Source organism: Streptomyces sp. SM18 (assembly GCF_002910775.2).
Lineage (GTDB): Bacteria > Actinomycetota > Actinomycetes > Streptomycetales > Streptomycetaceae > Streptomyces > Streptomyces halstedii.
The window spans coordinates 7,658,793-7,681,455 of sequence record NZ_CP029342.1 but is presented as its reverse complement, the minus strand read 5'-3'; the positions used below and the strand labels follow the sequence as shown (position 1 = coordinate 7,681,455).

Sequence of the window (22,663 nt, the reverse complement as noted above, 5' to 3'; positions counted from 1 at the left end):
GGCCGGGGTACGGCGGTGGTGACTGGCTGGTCAGTAGCTGACGGTCTCCTCGTCACCGGTGTCGGTGATGATCGCCAGGCCGGCGCTGGTCCCCAGCAGGGAGGCGCCCGCGCGCAGGAGCTCAAGACCCTGCCGGTAGGTCTTGATCGAACCGGATGCCTTCACCCGGACCCCGTCCCGCGCCCGGTCAACAAGGTAACGAACGCTGGCCGGATTCGCCGTCTCGATCTGTCCGCTGCTGGCGTTCTTCAGGAAGGCGACGCCGGCCTCCATGGCGAGTTCGACGGCGGCCTCCTTCTCTGCGTCGGTGAGCAGCGGCAGTTCCAGCATGACCTTAACCGGCAGACCGGAGGCGCGGACCACGCCCGCGATGTCCTCGCGGAAGTCGTCGTAGCGTCCGCTCTTGAGCCAGCCGACCTGGACGCCGATGTCGAGCTGGGTCGCACCGAGCCGGGCGATCTCGGCGGCCTCGGCGGCCTTTCCGGCGCTGGTCATGACGCCAACGGTCGGGAAGTCCAGGGCGGAGGCGACCTCCACGCCGGTGCCGCTCAGTTCGGCGACCACGACGGGCAGCCAGGAGGCGGGCACCATCGCCGCGTTGAAGCCGTGGGTGACGGCCTCCTGTGCGTGGGCGATCATCTCGCCGCGGGTCGCGTCCGGGTCGATCTTGGTGTGCTGGATGTAGGGCGCCAGCTCGGCCGGGGTGAGGCTGAGTTCGGTGGTGGCGGCGATGGTTTCTGACATGGGGTGATCTCCTGGGGTCGAGAAGTGGAAGGGTCCGGCGGCCCGGCCGCCGGATGTGTTCCATGGGGGGCCGGCTCGTAGCGTCGGGGTCCGGTACGGCTCCGTGCGCACGGGCCGGCGTCGCCCCGGCGCACGGGCCGGTGCGGCTCAGAGCTTGGAGGCGTACTGCTCCGGTACGACGACGTCCTCTCCGCCGAACCACCGGGGTGCGTCGACGCCGCAGTAGAGGCCGATGTTGCCCCAGGGCTCGAAGGCCCCGGTGCGTACGACGACCTTGGCCTGCCGGGCCAGGTCCTGGAGCACCTCCGCGTGCGGGCGGGTGGTGAACTCGGCGTCGGTGAAGCGTTCGCGCAGCCATGTGTCGAGCCGGGGGTTGTGGGTGGGGACGTCCTCGGCCCGGACCACGCCCTCGACGACGAGTTCGTCGGCGATCAGGCCGAGTACCGTCCGCAGGTCGGGCAGGTTCTCGGCGAGCGCGAGGTCGATACGGTGCGCGTCGCGCGGTACGGGGAAGCCCGCGTCCACGACGAGCAGCAGGTCGGTGTGGCCGAGTGTGGCCAGGGCTCCGCTCAGTTCGGCGTTGAGGATGCCGGAGCGTTTCATGTCGGATGCCTTTCAGCGGGGGCGGTCGTGGCCCGGTGGTCGTCCGGCCTCGGCGGCCGGTTGGTCTGGGTGGGGTGCTTCCGGGCGGCCCTTCTCAGGCCGCGGCCGGCGCCGCACCGGTGGCGAGGGTCATGACGGACTCCTCGGTGGCGTCGGCGGAGTCGACGACGGCCACCAGGCGGCCTTGGCTCATCACCGCGATCCGGTCCGTCAGGGTGAGCAGTTCGGGCAGGTCGGAGGAGGAGCAGAGGATGGCCAGGCCCTTGTCCGCGAGGGCGGACAACTGCGCGTAGATCTCGGCCTTCGCGCCGATGTCCACGCCGCGCGTGGGCTCGTCGAGGATCAGCACCCCGGGGTCGATCGCCAGCCAGCGTCCCAGTACGGCCTTCTGCTGGTTGCCGCCGGAGAGGCTGGTGATGGGCTGGCTCATGGTGGCCGTCTTCACTCTCAGCCGCTGTGCCTGTTCGGTCGCGGCCGAGTCGAAGGCGCGGCGGCGGACGAGGCCGAACCGGCTGAACGCCTTGGTGGTGAGCGCGCCGATGTTCTCGCCGACGCTCATCGTGGTGAGCAGGCCCTGGGCGCGGCGTTCACCGGGGACGAACGCCAGACGGCGTTCGACGCTGGCGATGGGGTTGCGCCGTTCGTAGGGCTTGCCCAGCAGTTCCACGGTGCCGCCGGTGCCGGGGTCTCCGCTGAAGAGGTTGTGCAGCAGTTCGACCCGGCCGGAGTCGGGCAGTCCGGCCACGCCGAGGATCTCACCGGGGCGCAGGTCGAAGGTGACACCGTGGTGTCGTCTGCCGCTCAGTTCCCTTACCTTCAGGGCGGGTTGGGTGTCCGGGCCGCTCTCGCCCGCCGCACGGCGGGTGAACTGGCCGAGCTCGCGGCCGACCATCGCGGCGACCGCCTGGTCGGGGGTGGTGTCCGCGCTGCGCCAGGAGGCGACATGGGCGCCGTCGCGCAGCACCTGGATGTGGTCGGCCAGGCGGAAGACCTCGGGCATGCGGTGCGAGACGTAGAGCATGGTCGTCCCGCCCGTCTTGAGCTTGTCCATCAGGGTGAACAGCCGGTCGGCCTCGGCGGGGGTGAGCATCGCCGTCGGTTCGTCCAGGATCAGCACACGGCAGCCCCGGGCGATGGAGCGGGCCACCACGATGAGTTGCTGGGTGGCCAGGTCGAGGGTGCGGACGGAGGCGTTCGGGTCCAGGCTGAGGTCGAGTTCGGCGAGGAGTTCGGTGGCGCGCTCCAGCATCCGGCGCCGCGAGGGGAACCAGCGGTTGCCCGGTTCGACGCCGCTGAGCACGTTCTCGGCCACGGTGCGGTCGGGCAGCAGCGACAGTTCCTGCGGGACGATCGCGACTCCGTGCCGGCCGAGCATCGTGCTCGGCTCGAAGGAGGTGACCTCTTCGCCGAAGACGGTGACGCTGCCTTCGCTGGGGGGCTGGAGGCCCGCCAGGATCTTCAGCAGGGTGGACTTGCCTGCTCCGTTCTCCCCCAGCAGTGCGGTGATCTCGCCCGGGGGGACGTCGAAGGAGACGTCGCGCAGGGCGCGGACCGGGCCGAAGCTGCGGGAGAGTCCGCGGACGCGGACGGCCTGGCCCGCGGCGCCCTGGTCCGCGGGGGGCGCGTCTCGGGGCGTGGTGGTCATCAGTCCTCCACGGTCGCGTCGGCGAGGTTGTCGCGGGTGACGAACTGCGCGCCGGTGTCCACGCCGGTGATCTCGGTGCCCTCGGTGAGGAAGTCGTACAGCACCTTCACCGCCTGGTAGCCCTGCTCCGACGGGTTCTGGCTGATGGTGAAGTTCAGGACCCCCTTGTCGATGTACTCGGCCGTCTGGGTGAGCAGGTCGAAGCCGCCCATCGCGATCTTGTCCGCGTGGCCGGACTGGGCGACCCACTTGGCGGCGGCCGTGGTCGAGCAGCAGTCCAGACCGGCGACGGCGACCACGCCGGACTGGCCGGACATGGTGGACTCGACGGTGTTGTAGGCGCTGCTGGGTTCGTTGCCGACGTTCACCGGTCCGACGATCTTCAGGCCGCTTCCGTCCAGGCCCTCCTTGAAGCCGTTGAAGCGGTCGTGCGACCAGCCGGCGCCGGTGTCGACGGAGAAGACGACCACGGACTTGCCCTTGACGTTCCCGTTCAGGTTCTTGCGGAGCTCTTCGGCCTGGGACTTGCCGGAGCCCTTGAGGTCCTGGCCGACGAAGCCCATCTGCTGGGAGTCGGGGTTGTCGGTGTTGAACGAGATGATCGGGATGCCGGCCTTGTAGGCCTGGCTGATGATCGGCTTGAGCGCGTCGCTGGAGGCGGAGGAGACGGCGAGCCCGTCCACGGCCTTCTGCTGGATGAGCGTCTGGATCTCGGAGACCTGCTTGGCGGCGTCACCGCCGGTGGGACCTATGAGGGAGACATCGGCCCCGAACTCCTTGCCGGCCTTCTTCATGCCCGAGCTGATCGGTGTGGCGAAGGCGAGGGACGGGTCGTGGTAGCTCAGCTTGATGCGCATCGGCTTGTCGTCGTCGATCCGCTGCTGGATGTACGGGGCGATCTTGAAGGAGCCGTCGTCGGAGCCGGTGGCATCGCCGGCGGTGACGGCGCCGCACGCGGTGAGGGTGAGGGCCGTGGCGGCGGCTGTGGCGGCACAGAGGGATCTGAGGAGGGTACGCGGGGACATCGTGACTCCTTCGTCGTGTCCGTGGGGACGGGGAAGTGGAGGGGTGGGGCGGCGGCGGTGTGCGGCTCGCGGTGGTGCGGCGGTCGGTCCGGTCGCGGACGCGGTCGGCACGGTGGTGTTCAGGCGCGGCTCTTGCGCTTTCGCTGCCAGGTGTCGGCCGCGACCGCGGCGACGATGACGAGACCGGTGACGACGGTCTGCCAGAAGGACGAGATGCCCTTGATGTTGAGGATGTTCTGGAGCAGGCCGATGAAGGCGACGCCGATGACGGTGCCCCACATGGTGCCCGAGCCGCCGAAGAGTGCCGCGCCACCGATGATGACGGCGGAGATGACGGTGAGTTCGAGGCCCTGGCCGGTCACGCCCTGCACGTAGGAGAGGAAGGACAGGCCGAGGACGCCCGCGAGTCCCGCGGTGAAGCCGGAGAGGACGAAGGCGGTGAGCTTGACCCGCTTGACGTTGACGCCGACGAGCCGGGCGGCCTCCTGGTTGCCGCCGACCGCGTAGGTGTTGAAACCGAAGCGTGAACGCGCCAGCAGGACCACACCGATCGCGGCGACGGCCGCGAAGAAGACGAACTGCATCGGCACCAGGCCGAACAGCCGCCCCTGGCCGAGGAGGTTGAACTCCGCGACGCCGGGCTGGGAGGAGCTGAGCGAGATCGGGGCGCCGTCGGAGATGAGCAGGGCGACACCGCGGAAGACGCTGAGCGTGCCCAGGGTGACGATGAAGGACGGGACGCCCAGCATCACCACGGCCAGCCCGTTGAGCAGCCCGGCCAGAGCGCCCACGGCCAGTCCGACGAGCATGGCCGAGGGCCAGTTCCAGCCGTCCGAGATGAGCATTCCGGTGGAGATCGCGGACAGCGCGTACGTGGAGCCGACCGAGAGGTCGATCTCGCCGTTCAGGATGACGAAGGTCGCCCCGACGGCCATGATCCCGATCTGCGCGATCTGCTGGCCCACCGAGAGCAGGTTGTCGGACTGGGCGAAGGTCGGCGAGAGCACGGTGCCCAGCAGGAAGAGCAGGACGAGTGCGGCGAACACCCCGGCTTCACGGGCGTGGAGCATCCGGCGCAGCGCGAGCGGGAACTGCCGGGCGGACTCACCGGGCGATGGCGCCGCGGTGGTCGGCGGCTTGGTTGTTGTCGAGGTCACGAGGCGTTTCCAATCAGGGCGTTCAGCTGGGCTCTGGTGGGGAGGGCGGGTACGACGCCCGCGATCGACACGGTGTGGGAGCCTGCGACGGCGGCGAACTCCACGGCCTGGTCGACGGGTTGTCCCTCGGCCAGGGCGACGGCGAACGCGGCGGTGAAGGAGTCGCCCGCGCCCGTGGTGTCGACCACGGTCCGGGCCGGGTGCGGCGGCACGCCGGTGATGCCGGAGGCCTGGGCGACCAGTGCGCCCTCACCGCCCCGGGTGATGACGACGGTGCCGCCGGTGCGCTCGTGCAGCGCACGGGCCAGTTCCTCGTCGCCGAGGCCGTGTTCCTCGTCGAGGCCCAGGAGGACGGGCGCCTCCGTCTGGTTGGGCGTGAGTACGTCGATGAGCGGCCAGCACGCCTCGGGGAGGGGGCGGGCGGGCGCCGGGTTGAGCAGGGTCCGCGTGCCGGACGCGCGGCCGGCGCGGAGTGCGGCGACCACGGCTTCCTCCGGGATCTCCATCGAGACGACCAGGATGTCCGCGGAGGCGATCTCGGCCCGGAAGGACTCGACGGCGACGGCGTCCAGTTCGTCCAGGGCCCCCGGGGCGATGGCGATGCGGTTCTCGCCGGACGGCTCGACCAGGATGAACCCGACCATGGTCGGCGCCCCCGCGGTCACCACATGCTCGGCGCCGACTCCCTCACGCCGCCACAACTCCCGTGCGGAGCTTCCGAATTCGTCGTCCCCCACGGCGGTGAGCAGGGAGACCTCAGCACCCAGCCGGGCGGCACCGATGGCCTGATTGCTGCCCTTGCCGCCGGCACCCGAATCGAACAGACCGCCCGAGACGGTCTCGCCTGCCGCAGGAGCCTTCGGCACCCGCATGGTGAGGCCGGCTCCATAACTTCCGACAACCGCGATCTTCATCGACACACCACTTTGTGTATGGACAACCATGAACAAGCCAGAGCGTAGGTACAGGGATGTCCATAGTCAATGGTCGGGCGCAAGCCAAAATTCGGACATCGTTAACCGAGGGGACACGGCCGCGCCTGCCGCCCCGGGCACGGGGCCCCCGGACGCCCCTGCGGAGGGGCACGCGGCCACCTGTACCGGGGTACGGGATACGCACGGGTTACACAGGGGCTTCGAGGTACGTACGAGCCGGGGGATGACGACGTCACCTGCCGGACACGAGACCCGAGACCAGGCCGGGCGAGGCCCGCCGGAAGTACGCGCGGTGGCGGCGGGGCGCGGAGGGGGAATCGGCCCTCGTGCGGGTGCCCGGCAGGTCGGCCCCGGCGGAGTTCCGGCGATCCACGAGTCGGCCTTACGGCTGCTCCGGCACGAGCCCGAAAGCGCGTATGCGTTGTTCCCGCACGCACATGGGCGTGGCTACGCCACCGAGGTAGCCGGCGCCGTGCCCGATGCCGCTGTCGCGACCGGGCCGAAGCGACTCTGGTCGACCGTCGGCGCGTGGAACACACCGTTGCCCGGGTTCCTTGTGAAGCTCGGGTTCGAGCGGGATCACGTTTCCACGGAAGACAACGGTGAAGTGGTCTGGTTCACACACTCGTTGGCCTGACGAAAGAACACGCTCCCGGGGCCGCACGCCCATGTGATCGAGTCCGCTCCGGCGGAGTACGGGCATGCCGAGATCGTCCTGTGGCCCAGGCGCAGATGGTGATCTTCATGACGGCGCCGCGGCTTGTCCACGCTGATGGCCGGCCCAGGACCACGCCTGCGGGGCGGAGTCGCTGGCCGGACCAGCCGATCCCGTGCCCTAATGAGGGTAGCGTCTGGCCTGACGGGGCGTCACTGAACGGCGGAATTCCGCTATCCGGGAGTGGACCTGAGTCATGCGCTCGGTGTCCTCGATCCTGTCCAGGTACAGACACCGGGCGGCCAGTCCCGGCAGATCGAACGCGAAGTACAACGACATCAGCGGGTTCACGAACAACTCGCTGCCCCGGGTGCGTTCGGTGACGTGCACGTCCCCGCACTCACCTCGGACAGCAGCCGCTATCGAACCGTTCACGATGCTCGGGTGTTCCGGCGTCTGTTCCTGAGCGTGCGTCACCGCGTCGATGAACAGGGCGCCTTCACGAGTGGACCGCGATATCGAGCACGCACCCAGGTACGCTCCGTCGCGCTCCAGTGCCGCGATGTTCTCCAGGACCTGCACGTGGTTGACACCGTGGTGGGCGTCCACACCGAACCCGACCGACACCACCATCCGTACGGCTACCTCGTCCGACACGGCCAGCGCCGCCAAGCTGGTCAGATCCTCCTCAGGGGTTCCGAGACCGGCCTCGTCTCCCCGCATCAGAATGTCCGTACCACCGTCGACCAGCACCACCGCGTCGATATGGTGCCGCTCGATCAGCGCCTGGTAAGCGGCACGAAGCGGGCGGACACCGGTGCGGGGGAAGGCGTAGACAGTGGACGGATATCCGTTCCCGGACAGCCATCGCGCGAGAGTCCGCTCCGGGAAGTAGGCCTGGTTCAGGAATGACTCCGGAGTGACGGCGGCCAGATCGGGAGCGACCCATTCGTCCAGTGGAAGACCGGCCAGGTCACTGAACGAGAGGCTCGCGAAGTACACCTCTTTCCCCTGGTGCAGAAGAGACAGAGCCAGCGGCAGGCCCGAGTAGATGTCGAAGCCGCCACCCGCGCCCGCGACGAGGATCCGCTCGGAATCGGCGAGGCGGGTGAAGACGGGGTTGGAGTGAAGAGAGAGCATGACGGTCATTCTCCGTCCCCCTCCCGCACAACGTGTAGGACTGACTTGGCATCACGAGGCCGCCGGGGACCGGGAACACGGATCCTGGCGGCCTCGCAATGGGAGGAGGGTGAGGCTCAACGGCCTTGTAGTGCCTTGACGTTGTCGCCGAACGTCCAGTTGCGGGACCCGTCCCAGTTGATGGACCAGGTCATCAGGCCCTTCAGCCGACCGCCGTAGGTGTTCCAGGCCTGGGAGACCTGAGCGGGCGTCATGTGACCGCCTCCGGCGCCCGGCTGGGCGGGCAGGCCCGGCACCTGTTTGTCGTACGGGACCTTGACGGTGGTTCCCTGCACCACGAGCCCCTTGTCCAGGCAGTTCGTCTGGGCGGTGAAGCCCTGGACCGTGCCCGCGGCGTACGAGTCGCCGGAGCACCCGTACATGCTGCCGTTGTAGTACTGCATGTTCAGCCACCACAGCCGGCCGTTGTCGGCGTACTTCTTGATGATCGGCAGGTAGGCGCCCCAGATCGATCCGTAGACGACGCTGCCTCCGGTGACGTACGCGGTCTCGGGGGCCATGGTCAGGCCGAAGCCGGCCGGCATGGCGGCGAGCACGCCGTCGATGATCCGGATCAGGTTGGTCTGGGAGGCGGAGAGCTGGTTGATGTTGCCGCTGCCGACGAGACCGGTCTCGATGTCGATGTCGATGCCGTCGAAGTTGTACTCCTTGAGGATCGGGACCACGGTCTGCACGAACCGGTCGGCCACGGCGGTGGAGTTGAGGTCGATCCCGGCCGTCGCCCCGCCGATGGACAGCAGCACCGTGAGTCCGGCCTCCTTGGCCTGGCACATCTCGGCCGGGGTGGGCACCTTCACCGTGGAGTCCATGCCGTTCTCCCACAGCGCTGTGCCGTCGGAACGGATGACCGGGAACGCCGCGTTCACCACGTTGTAACCGTGAGCGGGGATCCGGGAATCGGTGATCGACGTCCAGCCGAACGGGGGGTGGACGCCGTTCGTGGCACCGTCCCAGTTCTCCCAGTAGCCCTGGAGTACCTTGCCCTGCGGCCGGGGCTTCACCGCACAGCTCGCGGCCGCGGCCGACGTCCGAGCGGTGTCCTCACGCGCGGTCGCGCTCGGCGCCGCCGCGAACAGAGCCTGCGCGGCGACTCCTGCGACCGCCAGTGCTACAGCCAGGAACCGTGCTCTCCGTGGCTTCCTCGCGTGCCTTGTCTTCCGTCCGGGCATGGGGATTCCCTTCTGCGGGCTGTGCCCTCGAAGCACTGCCGGATGTTGAATGGGGGGTGGGTGGGGGTGAGTGGGGGGGGTGAGTCCGAGGGAGCCGGGGGTGTGCGCAGCCGTGTGGACGGCCACGTACACCAGCACGTACGAACACGCGCGGGCGCCGGCCGTGGCGGTGAACCGGTGCGGCCCTTCCCGCCGAGGGTGTTCAGCCGGACCGGCGAGGCGTGGCCCAGGTGCCGCCCGCCACCTCCGGCGGTGGTCGGCCGGTCCTCGCGGGGCGGGCCACGTACCCCTCCCGGCCCGGCACCGCACGAGGCGGCCGACAGGCCGGGAGGGACAGCGGACCGAGCGGCTCAGAAGCGCACGTCGGAGCACGCGTAGAAGGCGTTGCCGGTGTCCGCGACCGTCCACACACCGAGGATGATGTGCTTGCCGCTCTTCTGCGGCAGGACGCCCGCGTGGCTGACCGTGGAACCGGGGAGGCGCCCCCCGAAGGGCACGGTCAGGAAGGGCTGCGGGTCCAGGTCGGCCCGTGTCAGCGGCTTGGTCGGGTCGTACCCGTCCTTGGTGATGTAGTAGCGGAAGTCGGTCGTCGCGTGGCGTGCGGTGATACGCCAGAGGAAGGTGTGGCTCTGGCCCGCGGTGAGCGTGGTCGCGGGCCAGTTCCCCCCGCGCGGGTCGTCGAGCTCGGAGAACCGGCCGTTGCCGCCCGCGCAGATCTGGCCGTCCGCGGGACCACGGGTGGGGAACCCCTTGGGGCCCTCCACGCTCGGCGGCTCCCACTGGATCTGCCCGCAGTTGCGGACGGTGCCGTTGCCGCACAACTGCTGGCGGCTGACGGGTGAGTCGGTGTAGCCGTGGCCCTGGGCACTGCCCGCGGTGGCGACGAACGCGCCGCCGAGCATCCCGAGGCCGAGAAGTAACGACGTGATCTTTCTACGCATAGTGCGCTCCCATGGTCCTGGGTTCCGGATGGCTGTGCGGACGCGCGGCCTCCGGTGCGCCTGCCGGTGGAGCGGCGGGGATGGGTACGGCAGGGCAGCGGTCACCGGAGGCAGCGCATTCGCTGCGGTCTAGACCAAGTGAGAGGCTAGACCCACCGGTTGGACATGTCCATACCAATGTCGAGTCGCCCAGGGGCCCCACCAGCACTGCACGAGGGGCCCGCCGAGCCCCGGCTCGAAGCCGTCTCGACCGGGGTACGGACACGAGAAGGTGCGCCTGGCGGTTCACGTACGCGGACGGCCGCGTCGTCTTCGGAGCCGGCAGTGGATTCGCGGCCTCGCCCCTGCCGCGTGCTCCTCGTACCCGGGTCCGACGCCCTTCCGTCGCCGGCCGGGCCCACCGGCCCCCGCCCCCGGTCGGCACACGTGTCAATGCTCCAGGAGTCCTGACCGGTAAGGGTGACGCCCCGACGGATCACGGGCGTGTCGATCTTCTTTCTCGCCATCATCTTGGCCGTGGCAGCCGATGCCGTGGGGTTGGACGGCCTGGTTGTTCCACATGTCAGCACCGTGCTGTCCGAATCCACCAGGAGCAACGATGGCGAGCGAACTGAAGTACGGCGACAAGATCTACCTGCAGAACGCCTTCAACGACTACAAGGGCGGCTACCTGGACACCAACGGGCACGCCTCCGCGTCCGGCGCCAAGTACGGGGTGTCGACCGCCGAATCCCCCACCAGGGGACAGGGCACAGGCACCTGGGAAGTCCTCTCGGCCGTCGGCAGGGCACCCGGCACCCCCGTCACCAGCGGCGACCTCATCCAGCTGCGCAACCTCTACGGTGGTGACGGCGGGTACCTCGACACCAACGGACACGCGACCGCCGGACAGAAGCAGTCCGGAGCCAAGTACGACGTGCTGACGTCCACGGCCAGGGAACGCGCCAGCGGTTCCGGCACCGGCAACTGGCACATCTTCGCCCGTACGTCCGCACCCGCCGACCGGAGCATCCGTTTCGGTGACATCGTGCATCTGTGGAACACCTACGGCGACAACGGCGGGTTCCTCGAAACCAACGGCAACGGGACCGTGGCCGGGCAGTACCACGTGTGCACCAGCGCCTACTACAACCGGGCCGCGGACGTCGCCGACTGGAAGATCTACCGCGCCTGATCCGCTGCGAGGAGGCCGACGGCAGCCCTCCGGCGCACAGGGCCCGCCGTCGGCACCCCGGCCGGTCGCGTCGGAGCCAACGACCGGTGGGCGGCATGGACGCGGTCAGCACCTGCGATGCCACCACGCCAACTCCGGGTCCGCTGTCAGCTCGTGATGCGTGCGCCCGAGGAGCACCGCGTCCAGGCGCTCGACCCGCTCCCGAAGTTCGGCGGCGGCCCTCGGCGGAAGCATGAACAGAGCATCTCGCAGCGTGTCCCGGGCCCACCCCTCGCCGCAGCAGCGGCAAGTGAACTCCGCCTCCCATGGTCTCCACCGGCGCCTCGTGCCGTGGACACGCACGGACCACACGCTCAGCGCCACCGCCACGATGCCCGGAGACAATCGCTCCCGTTCGAGCACGCGGACAGCGGCATTCGCCGCTCCCGACAGACCTGGGACATCGCGATACCGCATCCAAGGGCTTCCCCAGCGGCGTTCCCGCGGCCGAAGTGAAGCCGGTGTTCTACGAGGCACGGCCCCTTCGGATGTATCTCATGGGCGGCATCCTCCCAGAACCCGAGTTCGGCCGACAGAACTCAGGCGGAAGCGACCGCGTCGCCGGGCGGGTCGTCGCCTTCCGTCTCCTGCGGCGGGTCGGTGAGCTGTTCACGTACGTAGTTCCACAGCACGGCGACCAGTCCCGCGACCGGCACCGCGAGCAGGCTTCCCACAATCCCGGCGAGGCTGCCGCCCAGCGTCACCGCGAGCAGGACCACCGCGGCGTGCAGGCCGAGTCCCCGGCTCTGGATCATGGGCTGGAACACATTGCCCTCCAACTGCTGTACGACAACGATGATCGCGAGCACGATCAGCGCGTCGGTCAGTCCGTTCGACACCAGTGCGATGAGGACCGCGACGAAGCCGGCGAACAGGGCTCCGATGATCGGTACGAACGCGGAGACGAAGGTCAGCACCGACAGCGGAAGCACGAGCGGCACGCCGAGGGCCCACAGTCCGAGACCGATGAAGACCGCGTCGAGCAGACCGACGAACGCCTGGGACCGCACGAACGAGCCCAGGCTGTCCCAGCCGCGCTCGGCCACCGTGGGGATGTCGGTGGCGAGCCTGCCGGGCAGCTGCCGGGTGAGCCACGGCAGGAAGCGCGGGCCGTCCTTGAGGAAGAAGAACATCAGGAAGACCGCGAGGACGGCGGTGACGACCCCGTTGACCACGGTACTCAGTCCGGTGACGACCGTGGTGACCGTGCTGCCTAGGCTGTTCTGGATGCGGTCGATCGCGGCGTCGATGGCGTGGGAGATCTGGGCGTCGTCGATGTTCAGCGGAGGCCCGGCGGCCCATTCGTGCAGCTTCTGGATGCCGGCGACCACACCGTCGGTCAGCTGGCCGGACTGGGACGCCACCGGCACGGCGATCAGCGCCACGATGCCCCCGACGACCGCGAGGAACAGCACGGTCACCGCTGCGGCGGCGAGCGCGGGGGGCCAGCCCCGCCCGCGTAGGAACCGCGCCACGGGCCAGGTCAGGGTGGTGATGAAGAGGCCGACCACGAGCGGCCAGACGACCGACCACATGCGGCCCAGGACCCACAGTGTGACCGCGGCCATCACCAGAACCAGCAGCAGATCGGCGGAGAGGCGCGCTGATGTGCGCAGCGCTGTGCGGGTTCTTGCGGGATTCAACCTGGCAGACATGGTCTCAACCCTATTTGCTCCCCGTCGGTGCTTCGGCGGCGCGCTCGGCCGCTCGCCGCACGGGTGAAGACGCACGTCGCGGGCATCGGTGCCGCCCTCGGGTTCAGAGCACCCCGCCCGCCTCGTCGTGGAACACCTCCGGCCAGTAGTGGTAGTCGTCCTCGCCCGCCGACGGCAGGCAGGCGACCGGATCCACCGATGCGAGGGCCTCGGTCATGGCGTCGGCGAGCTGGTCGTGGAAGTCGCGGGTGAAGTCGTGCTCGTCGTTGAGCCGTTGCTCCTGGCTGTACATCCACAGGGTGAACGCCAGCGTGGATATGTCGGCGTTGAGGGGCGTCGTCGTGTCCTCGCCGTAGAAGCGGTGCGAGACGAGGCCCGTGCGGCCGTCGATGAGGACTTCGAGATCATGTATCAGGCCGCCCAGGCAGACCAGGTGCTTCGCGTCGTGCGGGAGCCGCTCGTCGATGCCGTCCCCCGCGCTGCCGGGCGCGCCGGTCCCCGGACCGGGACCGGGCACTCCTGTGCGCCCCTCCGGGCCGGTCTCCCCGGCACCGGACTCCGCCAGGGTCCGGAACAGCGACGAGTCACGCCAGAGAGTGAACATCGACTCGACCTTGGGCAGCCCGGTCTCGGTGAGGAACCGTCGGGTCGGCTCGTGCGCCAGTGCCACGGGCAGCCCGGCCGGTGCGGTACGCACCATCTCCTGAGCGCCGAACTCCGTGTCCAGCAGATCCGGGGGCAGGTCCAGCCGCAGGCCGGACCCGGGGCCGGCGACGAGGGCCAAGGGGCGGATGAGCGCAACGATCCGCCAGAACGCGGGCAAGGCGTGGTCCCAGGTGGACGGAGGGCCCGCACTGCCCCAGCCGTCGTCGCCCCAGTCCTCGTCGGTGAAGACCGATGTCAGCAGTGACGACGCCTCCGCCACCACACCGGGACCGGTCCGCCCGGCCAGCGTGGCGAACCGGCCTCCGAGGCACCGGAGGTCGTCGGCGCAGGCGAGGAACCGGCACAGGGAGCCGAGGGAGGGGGCGAGGGGGACGACCTCGATGAGGGCGGGCTCGTCCTCGAAGAGGTCCATACTGAAGACACGGCCGGTGGCCCCGTCGAGCACGACCCCCTGCGCGTCGTCCCCCTCGCACCGCAGGTGTCCTATCAGCAGCAGCTCGGCGATGTGCGGGTGGAGTCGCTCCGGATCCGCCCCCTCGGAGAGCAGCCCGGACACCGGCACCACCCGGGATTCGGCGAGCGGCCGGAACCGGATCAGGTCGTGCCGCGCGGGCAGTCCCGCCGTCGAAAGGACGCGGCGGGTCGGTCCGTGGGTGACGGCGGGGTGGAGTGCGTGCGCGGGCACGACGATGTTGGTCGTGGACATGGTTCCCCCGTGATGACATGGCGTTCTGTCTGTGTCACCACGATAGGAGCCGCCACTGACAATCCACCGGCCGTGCGCGGCCGGTCCCCGGGCACGGGCTCCTCAGGCATGAGGCCCGCGCCCCTCCGGCCCGGGGCCCACGCGCCCGCCACCCTGTGGATCAGGTCAGCCGGTCGCGCAGGAACTCCACGGTGACGCTCCATGCCTCGGCGGCGGCCTGCGGAGCGAAGGCCTCCGGGCGGGTGTCGTTGAAGAACGCGTGCCCCGCCGGGTAGGTGCGCAGATCCGCGTCGATGCCGGACTGCTCCTTGACCGTTCGGCGCAGATCACCGAGCGCCTGGAGCGTGATGGACCGGTCCTGCTCACCGTAGTGTCCGAGGATGTCCGCGCGCAGGCGGGAGAAGTCAGGCATGTCCCCCTGGATGACCCCGTAGAAGGGCACCGCGGCGCTGACCCGGGGTTCCACCGCGGCGAGGTACAGGACGAAGCCCCCTCCCATGCAGAAGCCGACGGCGCCCACGGTGTCCGAGGTGACCTCGGGGCGGTCCAGAAGGTGGTCGACCGCACCGGAGAGCAACTCCACGCCCCGTCGGACGGGCAGTTCGCGCATCATGCGCAGGGCCTCCTGCTCGTCGTGCGCGACGTTTCCGCCGTAGAGATCGGGGGCCAGCGCGACGAATCCCTCCTCGGCCAGGCGCCGGGTGACGTCGGTGATGTGGTCCGTCAGCCCCCACCACTCCTGGATGACGATGACTCCGGGGCCCTGCCCCGAGGGCGGCAGGGCGAGGTAGCCGTGGGCGGTGGTCCCGGAGCTGGGGAACGTGACGTTCTGGTGGGGCGGGTTACCGGTGGGCCGAGGTGACTCGGACAAGGGTGTTCCTTCCTGCGCTGCGGACGGGCCTGGGCCGCGGCGCCGGACGTGGCGGCGCCGCGCGCCACCCGCCCACTGTGGCACCTTCGTCGCGCCCTCGACGTGCGACGTTCCGGGCCGTCGGCGGAGCCCCGGGGGCGAGGTACTTGGCCTTCCCGGGCATACTTCGGTCCCCGAACGGCTAACCTCTCCTCAAGAGCGGTGCTCGGCGCGAGCCGACATTCTGTCCGGGGGGCCTCATGGTGGCATTGCTGGTGCTGTTCTCGTTGCTGGGCGTGGTCGCCGTCCTGCTGATCGTCGTCATCGGGAGACGGAATCACGCTCCAACGGAGACCGCGGAGGGGCTGCTCATCGAACAAGAGGCCCGGGTGCGGGCACATGAGTCCCGGGGCTCCTTCAACTCCCGTACGGCACACAACTCCCTTCCCACCATGGGCGACAGCCACCGGCGCTAGGGACCGGGGAACAGCCCGCCCAGGACACGGCGGGGTGGGGCGGACGGGTCACGCCGCCTGCCGGTGGGGACTCCGCCGGACGGTCCGGGCGCCGTCGTCCTCCGTGTGGCAGGCGGGTTCCTGCCCCTGCTCCGAGGACACGAGCCGCAGATGGCGACGGTCGGCACGGTGTGGTGCGTCGGCCGTGGTGAGTATGCGGTCCTCGTAGCGACCCAGGAGGACCACGGAGACCAGCAGGAAGGGCGGCAGGAGGAAGACGACAGCTATCACGGAAGGCTCCCCGGGGAGAAATGGCTTCCTTCTCCGCGTTGCCCGACACCGCTCCGCCAGCGCTTGGTCGCGTGAGGATTGTGTGACCGTCCACGGGCCCCCGGAAGCTCCCGTGGCCGGGCCCCGTGCCGGTCCGGCCCGTCACGCGGTGAGGACCGAGTCGTCCTCGGGGCGGGCACCGGGCAGTTGGTGACGGGCGGCGATCAGGGCCGTGTCTATGTCTCGGGTGCCGGTGGACACGCACAGCGTGTAGGTGATGTCGTCCATGCGCTGCCGGACCGCCGCACCGCTGCTCCCGGCGTCCAGGATCCGCAGCGTGTCGTACTCCTCGATCAGGTTCCGGAGGATCGCGGGGTGCGCCATCAGCATCGGCCGTCTCCATTTCCACGTGGTCACGCGTGTGGGCTCGTACCCACGCCCCCTACCCCGGGCCTCCGGGGCCATTCTTCCTGGTTCCTCGTGCGATACGGGCCAAGGCCCCGGCCCCGTGGCGTCCGACGGCACAATGTGCGGCAGCCGGAGTGCCGCCTCGACCGTGAGCGGTCGTGCGGCGCCGTGCCGGGTTCTGACGTGAGTTCTGAGACTGTGGAGGTACGGGGATGACGGGGGTCCTGCGCCGAGGGTTGCTCATCGCGATGGCGGGGCTCGTGACATCCGGGTGTTTCGCGCCGCAGCCGCCCATGTTCGGCGACGGCCGGTCGGTGCCCACCGAACTGTCCCGGGAGCCTGTGCCGGTGCGGCCGGGACAGGACGGCACCTGGGCGGTCATCCTGCCCGAGGCGGGTCTCTTCGGCGAAGGCAGGTCCGTCGCGCGGCTCCGGGACGGCGAGCGGGCGGGTTGGCGTACGGAGCTCCAGGCCGAATTCGCGCTGACGTCCCGTCAGCCCGGCGAGCCGCATTCCGCGCTCACCCACGGGACGACGACGGTGCTCGTGGGAGGACGCGAGGGGCGGACGGGGCCTTCCTCCGTCGCCTCGCTCGACCCGTACCGGGGAACCGTCGCCTGGCGGCGTGAACTGCCGCCTGGGACCCGGGTGTCGCTGCCTCAGGACATCTCCACGGCGGTACTGCTCACGACGACCTGCACCGCGAAGAGCTGCCGTCTCACCGGATGGAACATCGGGTCGGGCGGGCGCCTGTGGTCCCGGACGGTGCCCGGACCCGTGAAGGTGCTGGACTCGTGCCGTGGTGACGCCCTCGCCCCGGAGTCCGGCCTCCGTACGTACTGCCCGCCGTACCTGGTGACCGGCGACCGCGTCGGCACGGTCGGGCTGGAGGACGGGGCCGTCCGGTGGGAAACGGGGCTTCGGCCGCCGTCCGGCACCGTGGACCGGATCGCTCGCTACCACGACCGTACGGTCACGGTGACGGCGCCGGCCGTGGGGAGTTGCCGCGCGACCGTGCTGGCGAGCGGCAGCGGTTCCGGTGAGGGCGACCGGGGCTGGCGTCACGACTTCGTCTGGGACCAGCCCCAGGCACCACGTGATCCGGAGACCGGCTGCCGGTGGGACCGGCGGATCCCGCTGTACGTCGGTCACACGATGGTCCTGCCGGACAAGGACGGGGCGCTGGTGGTCGATCCGTACTTCGGCACGCTGCACCCCGGACGGCGTCTCGCGCCCGGTGAGTACCTCGTCTCCGAGGGAACGGGGCGGGAGACCGTCCGTGCTCAGGGCCGCGCCGACCGGGCCCTGAGCGAGGACTCCGGCCGGTCGGACCGGCCTGCCGGGCTCGGCCCCGGCTCACGCGCCATCGGCCGGAACTTCTGGCAGGACGGCGACCGGCTGGTCTACGTCGACCGCGGCAAGGTGCTGTGGGAGGGCCGGTCGGACTGCCGGGCCTTCGGTCAGCCCGACAAGGGTGGGACGGTCAGCTACTGCGACGGTGGGCAGTTGGTCCGGCTGGGTGCCACGCACAGGGATTGACCACAGGCCGACCGCACCGGCACACACCCATAGCACCCGCAGGCGTGCCGCACGGATCGCCTCGACCACCGACGCCGGCCACCGGCCACCGGCGCCCGCGGTGACGTACCGTCAACGGCCGTACGCGGTGCGGCAGAGGTCGAGGATGTCGGTGGAGGCGACGCCCCGCCCCGCGGCACAGACCGAACGCATGTCGTAGGGCTGGTGAGGGTCGGCCAGCCGGACCGGCGGCCTCGTGCGGAGCGGCGCCGGGAGGCCCGGGGCAGGGTGGCTCTGCTGGTCGCGGGTCTCCGGTCGGACATGCGGAGCGGCGGCGCCGGGCCGCGGGTCCGGGGCCGGCTCCTTCGCCCCCTTCTCCGCGTCCCCGTTGCGCGGCTTGCCGTCGGTCCTGCCCAGGACGTCGTGGACGAGCGGAGGCGCGGTGGCTGATGTGGACGCCTGGGCGGCGGGCATGTTGCGGGAGAGGCCGGACGGGGCGGCGCCGGGCCGGTGCGGGTCGGCCGGTACGGTGACGCAGCCGGCGGTACTCAGCAGGGCAACGAGCGCGAGGGACATCGACCGCAGGTTCATGCCCTGGTCAACGACGGCCGGCCCGGCTGGACACGTCCGAGGCCCCGGGCTCCGGTAAGACCGTCACCCGGCCGGCGGACCGACCCGGGTGCGACTGGAAGCCGGAGCGGTGCCGGAACCGGCCGGCCGGCGCTGGTCGCTCGGGACATGGGCCGGTGGGAAACGGGTGACGCTCCCCCGGCCTTGGCACCATCACTTTCGGCCATCCTCCCCGCTGCCGGACACCGGCCGCACCTCCGCGTCCCAGCGGCCGGCCGGCCCGACGGGCCATGCCGCCCACGCGAGCCGGAGCGCGTCGGTGCCCCTCGGCACGACCGGCCCGCCGTTCGTTTCACGACACCTCTGTGCCCTCTCCCCCTTCACCGCGATATGCATCGACCACACGATATGTAAGCTGCACTCAGAATGTACGGTGCACATCGCCGCCCCCGGCTCCCCTTTCCCGCTCCCCGGCCGGCCCGGTCGCCACCGTGTTCCTCGGCGGCCGTACGACGCGACCGTCGCGCCCGGCGGCCCTACCCCTGCCCGGTACGTACCCCGCAGCCGTCCGGGCGGCGATCCCAGCCCCCGACCCCGCTCCCCAGAGGAATGAGGCCACGCATGCCCACCCCCGACGCCTCCCCCGGTCCCGCCCAGGAAGCACACAACCTGGGCTTCGACCTTGAGGCCGTCCGGCAGAAGTACCGTGCCGAACGCGACCGGCGGATACGCCCGGACGGCAGCGCCCAGTACCGGGCCACCAGCGGTGAGTTCGGCTCGTACGACGCCGACCCCCATGCCGACGCGGACTTCACCCGCGAGCCGCTGGACGACCGCGTCGAGGCGGTGGTCATCGGCGGCGGGTTCGGCGGCCTGCTCGCCGGGGCACGGCTGCGCCAGGCGGGCCTCGTATCGGTCCGGGTGATCGAGAAGGGCGCGGACTTCGGCGGTACCTGGTACTGGAACCGGTATCCGGGCATCCACTGCGACATCGACGCCTACACCTACATGCCCCTGCTGGAGGAGGTCGGCTACGTACCGAAGTGGAAGTACGCGCCCGGCGAGGAGATCCGCGAGCACGCGCAGGCGATCGCCCGCCACTTCGACCTGTACCGCGAGGCCTGCTTCCAGACCGAGGCCACGGAACTGCGCTGGGACGACGCCGCGGGGTGGTGGACGGTCTCCACCGACCGGGGCGATCGCATCCGGGCACGCTACGTGGTGGTGTCCAGCGGGACGCTCAGCCGGCCGAAGCTGCCGGGGATCCCGGGCATCGAGACCTTCAAGGGTCACACCTTCCACACCAGCAGGTGGGACTACGCCTACACCGGCGGCGACCAGAACGGCGGCCTCTCGGGGCTGGCGGACAAGCGGGTCGCGCTCATCGGGACCGGCGCGACCGCCATCCAGGTCGTCCCGCACCTCGGTGCCGACGCCCAGCACCTGTACGTCTTCCAGCGCACGCCGTCCTCCGTCGATGTGCGCGCCAACCGGCCCACCGACCCGGCCTGGGCGGCGTCGCTGGAGCCCGGCTGGCAACGCCGCAGGATGGACAACTTCCTCAGGGTCGTCACCGGGGCCACGGTCGAGGAGGACCTGGTGGACGACGCCTGGACGAGCACCGCCCGGCTCCAGGAGAAGCTCATTCCCACCAACAGCTACGCGGACATCCCGGCGGAGGAACGGGAACGCGCCTACGAGCTGGCCGACTTCCAGAAGATGGACCAGATCCGCTCCCGCGTGGACGACGTCGTGAAGGACCGCGAGACCGCCGAGAAGCTCAAGCCCTGGTACCGCTACATGTGCAAGCGGCCCACCTTCAGCGACATGTATCTGCAGACGTTCAACCGGCCGGACGTCACCCTGGTCGACACCGCCGACAGCCACGGAGTGGAACGGTTCACGCACGACGCCGTGGTGGTCGGCGGGGTCGAGTACGAGGTGGACTGCGTCGTCTTCGCCACCGGCTTCGAGGTCGGGGTATCCGGCGTACTCGCCGGGAAGCTCCCGGTGTACGGACGGGACGGTGTCTCGCTGCTGGATACCTGGAGCCAGGGCCCGAAGACCCTCCACGGGTTCTACAGCCACGGCTTCCCCAACTTCTTCCAGCTCGGGCCGCTCCAGAACGCGAGTTCCGTCAACTACGTGCACATCCTCGACGAGCAGGCCACGCACGTCGCCCAGGTCATCGCGCGGTCGCGTGAGCGCGGCGCCCGGTGGGTGGAGCCGACGGCCGAGGCTCAGGACGCGTGGGTGGCGACGATCCGGCGGAAGGCCGCGAGCCTGCACGCGTTCCACGCGGAGTGCACGCCGGGCTACTACAACAACGAGGGCAAGCCGCGGGAGCGCAGCGAGTCGTACGGCGACGGTCCGGTCGCCTTCCACGCGCTGCTGAGGGACTGGCGCGAGGGCGACGGCCTGGACGACGTCATGGTGGAGGCGGAATGAGAGGGCCGCGCGGGACGGACGTTCCGACGTCCGCGTACCCCGGCGGGTACGACGCCGGGAACGGGCACCGGACCGGTCTCCCGGAAGGGCGCCGGCCGGTGGAGGCGCTCAATCCCGCCAACCCGCTGTGGGGGTCCAACGGCATCGCGTTCGGTCCGGACGGGCGGCTGTACGTCGCCGAGTTCCTGGGAGGACGGATCAGCGCGCTGGACCTCGCCGGGGGCGGCCTCGACGTGGTCGTACCGGCGGACGGTCCGGTCCGGTCGCCGGACGACCTCGCCTTCGGCGCGGACGGTTCGATGTACATCGCCGACCTGGTCCCGGGGCGGGTCTGGCGGCGCGGGCCCGGGGGCGAGTACACGCTGGTGTGCGAGGGGATGGAGAACCCCAACGGCATCACCTGTATCGGCGACCGGTTGTTCGTCAACGAGATGAAGATGGACGGCAGGCTGCTGGAGCTCTTCCCGGACGGCGGTGAGCCGGTCGTGCTCGCCGAGGGACTCGCGCTGGGCAACGCGATGCAGCGGGGTCCGGACGGCTGCCTGTACTACCCGCACATGGTCACCGGTCAGATCTGGCGCCTTCACCCTGACGGCGGGGTGCCCGAGATGGTCGCGGACCGGGTGGACCGGCCGGTCGCGGTCCGCTTCGACCGGGGCGGGGTGCTGCACGTGCTGTCGCTGGGACCCGAGGGCATCGTGACCCGGATCGACCTGCACGGCACCGGGTCCCGGACACAGGTGACCAGTGGGGTGGTGGGGCTGGACAACGCGGCCTTCGACGCGGAGAACCGGATGTTCGTCTCCAGCTACGCCAGCGGCGGCATCACCGAGATGAGCCCGGACGGACGGACCCGGACGATCGTGCCGCGCGGCTTCGACGGTCCGTACGGGATCACGATCGACCTGGGCGGCACGGTGTACGCGGCCGACCACTACCGGGTGGCCGGACCGTCCGCGCCCCTCCCGGTCGATCCGGACTCCCCGGTCCTCCCTGGTCCCCCGTCCCCGGGGAGTGACCACGGCGAGGCGCGCGGGAGCGAGGAGCAAGACGTGACCAGTCACCTTCTGGCACCCTTCGTCCACGGCATCGTGGCGGACGGCGAACTCCTGCACCTGACCTCGCAGTTCGGGGACGTCCGTACCCTCGATCCCGGTACGGGGTCCCTCCGTACGCGGGTGCGTGGGCTGAGGCGGCCCTTGGGCGTCGCGGTGGGTCCGGACGGCTCGCTCGTCGTCGCCGAGGCGGACGGGGGCCGTGTCCTGTCCGTCGCGGCGGACGACACCGTCACCGTGCTCGCCGAAGGGATCGGGTGCCCGACGGATGTGGCGCTCGACGCGGCGGGGCGGGTCTACGTCAGTGACGAGCGGGCGGGTGCCGTGTTCCGGATCGAGCCGGACGCGACGACGGCCGTGGTCGCCGAAGGGCTCGCCGCTCCCCAGGGTCTGACGGTCCAGGGCGACATCCTGTACACGGTGGAGACGGGGCGCCGCGGGCTGCGGGGTATCTCGCTCGCCACGGCGGCGAGCTGGGTCGAGGCCGAGGATCTGCCGATCGGGACGGCACCCCGGCCCGTGGCTTCCGCGACGGACACGGAGTCCGAGCTGTTCTCCCACGGGCTGCCGGGGCTGGCCCCCGGTTTCGCCGGGATCGCCGCCGCACCGGACGGTTCTCTCGTCGTCTCGGGCAACGCCGAGGGGACGGTGCTGAGGCTCACCCCGTCCGAGCGGCACTGACGGGTCCATGGGGCCGGCGGCGGTTCGGTCACCGGCCGCCTCCACCACTCCCCCACTCCTCCACGGCGCACGGGCGCTCGGCCCGTGTGCCGTGG

22 protein-coding genes are annotated in these 22,663 nt (G+C 70.5%); 6 read left to right on the top strand and 16 right to left on the bottom strand.

What is annotated here, in order from left to right; genetic code table 11:
- Positions 1-30: 30 nt before the first annotated feature.
- From deoC to B9S64_RS33965, 6 genes are all read right to left on the bottom strand, one after another.
- The gene (gene deoC / locus B9S64_RS33990) at positions 31-744 is read right to left on the bottom strand and encodes a deoxyribose-phosphate aldolase (RefSeq protein ID WP_103490899.1); all 714 of its coding nucleotides are present in this window, start codon (positions 742-744) and stop codon (positions 31-33) included.
- Between the two features lie 147 nt (positions 745-891).
- Positions 892-1,347: a D-ribose pyranase gene (gene rbsD / locus B9S64_RS33985; protein ID WP_103490898.1), complete on the bottom strand. Its 456-nt coding sequence runs from the start codon at positions 1,345-1,347 to the stop codon at positions 892-894.
- Between the two features lie 94 nt (positions 1,348-1,441).
- Entirely contained in the window at positions 1,442-2,992 is a 1,551-nt protein-coding gene (locus B9S64_RS33980; protein ID WP_103490897.1) for a sugar ABC transporter ATP-binding protein, read from the bottom strand.
- Positions 2,992-4,017 carry a substrate-binding domain-containing protein gene (locus B9S64_RS33975; protein WP_103490896.1) on the bottom strand — a complete coding sequence of 342 codons (1,026 nt, stop codon included), beginning with the start codon at positions 4,015-4,017 and terminating at the stop codon, positions 2,992-2,994. The genes B9S64_RS33980 and B9S64_RS33975 overlap by 1 nt, the downstream gene beginning before the upstream one ends.
- A gap of 119 nt (positions 4,018-4,136) precedes the next feature.
- On the bottom strand, positions 4,137-5,174 hold the full coding sequence (locus B9S64_RS33970) for an ABC transporter permease (protein WP_103490895.1): 1,038 nt from the start codon (positions 5,172-5,174) through the stop codon (positions 4,137-4,139).
- Positions 5,171-6,088, bottom strand: a complete 918-nt coding sequence (locus B9S64_RS33965; protein ID WP_103490894.1) for a ribokinase — start codon at positions 6,086-6,088, stop codon at positions 5,171-5,173. The genes B9S64_RS33970 and B9S64_RS33965 overlap by 4 nt, the downstream gene beginning before the upstream one ends.
- A 28-nt stretch (positions 6,089-6,116) precedes the next feature.
- On the opposite strand from B9S64_RS33965, the gene B9S64_RS35345 reads away from it, so the two are divergent.
- A complete protein-coding gene (locus B9S64_RS35345; RefSeq protein WP_308460754.1) occupies positions 6,117-6,746 on the top strand; it encodes a GNAT family N-acetyltransferase in 630 nt (209 codons plus the stop codon).
- Positions 6,747-6,944: 198 nt separating this feature from the next.
- Here B9S64_RS35345 and B9S64_RS33955 read toward each other — a convergent pair whose 3' ends face one another.
- The 3 genes from B9S64_RS33955 to B9S64_RS33945 form a co-directional block, all read right to left on the bottom strand.
- Positions 6,945-7,904 (bottom strand): DUF1152 domain-containing protein, encoded by a 960-nt coding sequence (locus B9S64_RS33955; RefSeq protein ID WP_103490917.1) that lies wholly within the window; start codon positions 7,902-7,904, stop codon positions 6,945-6,947.
- A gap of 116 nt (positions 7,905-8,020) precedes the next feature.
- On the bottom strand, positions 8,021-9,133 hold the full coding sequence (locus B9S64_RS33950) for a chitinase (protein ID WP_103490893.1): 1,113 nt from the start codon (positions 9,131-9,133) through the stop codon (positions 8,021-8,023).
- A gap of 350 nt (positions 9,134-9,483) precedes the next feature.
- Positions 9,484-10,074, bottom strand: a complete 591-nt coding sequence (locus B9S64_RS33945) for a lytic polysaccharide monooxygenase (protein WP_103490892.1) — start codon at positions 10,072-10,074, stop codon at positions 9,484-9,486.
- Between the two features lie 598 nt (positions 10,075-10,672).
- On the opposite strand from B9S64_RS33945, the gene B9S64_RS33940 reads away from it, so the two are divergent.
- Positions 10,673-11,248, top strand: a complete 576-nt coding sequence (locus B9S64_RS33940; protein ID WP_103490891.1) for a hypothetical protein — start codon at positions 10,673-10,675, stop codon at positions 11,246-11,248.
- 105 nt (positions 11,249-11,353) lie between these two features.
- Here B9S64_RS33940 and B9S64_RS35340 read toward each other — a convergent pair whose 3' ends face one another.
- The 4 genes from B9S64_RS35340 to B9S64_RS33920 form a co-directional block, all read right to left on the bottom strand.
- Positions 11,354-11,482, bottom strand: a complete 129-nt coding sequence (locus tag B9S64_RS35340) for a hypothetical protein (RefSeq protein ID WP_258037823.1) — start codon at positions 11,480-11,482, stop codon at positions 11,354-11,356.
- 344 nt (positions 11,483-11,826) lie between these two features.
- Entirely contained in the window at positions 11,827-12,942 is a 1,116-nt protein-coding gene (locus tag B9S64_RS33930) for an AI-2E family transporter (protein WP_103490889.1), read from the bottom strand.
- 103 nt (positions 12,943-13,045) lie between these two features.
- Positions 13,046-14,314, bottom strand: coding sequence for an SUKH-4 family immunity protein (locus tag B9S64_RS33925; protein WP_103490888.1), 1,269 nt, complete (start codon positions 14,312-14,314; stop codon positions 13,046-13,048).
- 160 nt (positions 14,315-14,474) lie between these two features.
- Positions 14,475-15,185 (bottom strand): dienelactone hydrolase family protein, encoded by a 711-nt coding sequence (locus B9S64_RS33920; protein WP_103490887.1) that lies wholly within the window; start codon positions 15,183-15,185, stop codon positions 14,475-14,477.
- A 239-nt stretch (positions 15,186-15,424) separates the two neighbouring features.
- Between B9S64_RS33920 and B9S64_RS33915 the strand changes: the two genes are divergently transcribed.
- The gene (locus tag B9S64_RS33915) at positions 15,425-15,640 is read left to right on the top strand and encodes a hypothetical protein (protein WP_103490886.1); all 216 of its coding nucleotides are present in this window, start codon (positions 15,425-15,427) and stop codon (positions 15,638-15,640) included.
- A 48-nt stretch (positions 15,641-15,688) separates the two neighbouring features.
- Here the strand turns inward: B9S64_RS33915 and B9S64_RS33910 are convergent, their stop codons facing one another.
- Together B9S64_RS33910 and B9S64_RS33905 are read right to left on the bottom strand one after the other, a co-directional pair.
- On the bottom strand, positions 15,689-15,910 hold the full coding sequence (locus tag B9S64_RS33910) for a hypothetical protein (protein ID WP_103490885.1): 222 nt from the start codon (positions 15,908-15,910) through the stop codon (positions 15,689-15,691).
- Positions 15,911-16,051: 141 nt separating this feature from the next.
- Positions 16,052-16,279 (bottom strand): DUF5133 domain-containing protein, encoded by a 228-nt coding sequence (locus B9S64_RS33905; RefSeq protein ID WP_103490884.1) that lies wholly within the window; start codon positions 16,277-16,279, stop codon positions 16,052-16,054.
- A 230-nt stretch (positions 16,280-16,509) separates the two neighbouring features.
- Here B9S64_RS33905 and B9S64_RS33900 point away from each other — a divergent pair, with 230 nt between their 5' ends.
- Positions 16,510-17,835: a PQQ-binding-like beta-propeller repeat protein gene (locus B9S64_RS33900; RefSeq protein ID WP_103490883.1), complete on the top strand. Its 1,326-nt coding sequence runs from the start codon at positions 16,510-16,512 to the stop codon at positions 17,833-17,835.
- 111 nt (positions 17,836-17,946) lie between these two features.
- On the opposite strand, the gene B9S64_RS33895 is transcribed toward B9S64_RS33900, so the two are convergent.
- Positions 17,947-18,390: a hypothetical protein gene (locus tag B9S64_RS33895; RefSeq protein ID WP_258037822.1), complete on the bottom strand. Its 444-nt coding sequence runs from the start codon at positions 18,388-18,390 to the stop codon at positions 17,947-17,949.
- A 615-nt stretch (positions 18,391-19,005) separates the two neighbouring features.
- Between B9S64_RS33895 and B9S64_RS33890 the strand changes: the two genes are divergently transcribed.
- Positions 19,006-20,832: an NAD(P)/FAD-dependent oxidoreductase gene (locus B9S64_RS33890; RefSeq protein ID WP_103490881.1), complete on the top strand. Its 1,827-nt coding sequence runs from the start codon at positions 19,006-19,008 to the stop codon at positions 20,830-20,832.
- Entirely contained in the window at positions 20,829-22,568 is a 1,740-nt protein-coding gene (locus B9S64_RS33885) for a hypothetical protein (protein WP_103490880.1), read from the top strand. The genes B9S64_RS33890 and B9S64_RS33885 overlap by 4 nt, the downstream gene beginning before the upstream one ends.
- The last annotated feature ends 95 nt before the right edge of the window (positions 22,569-22,663 follow it).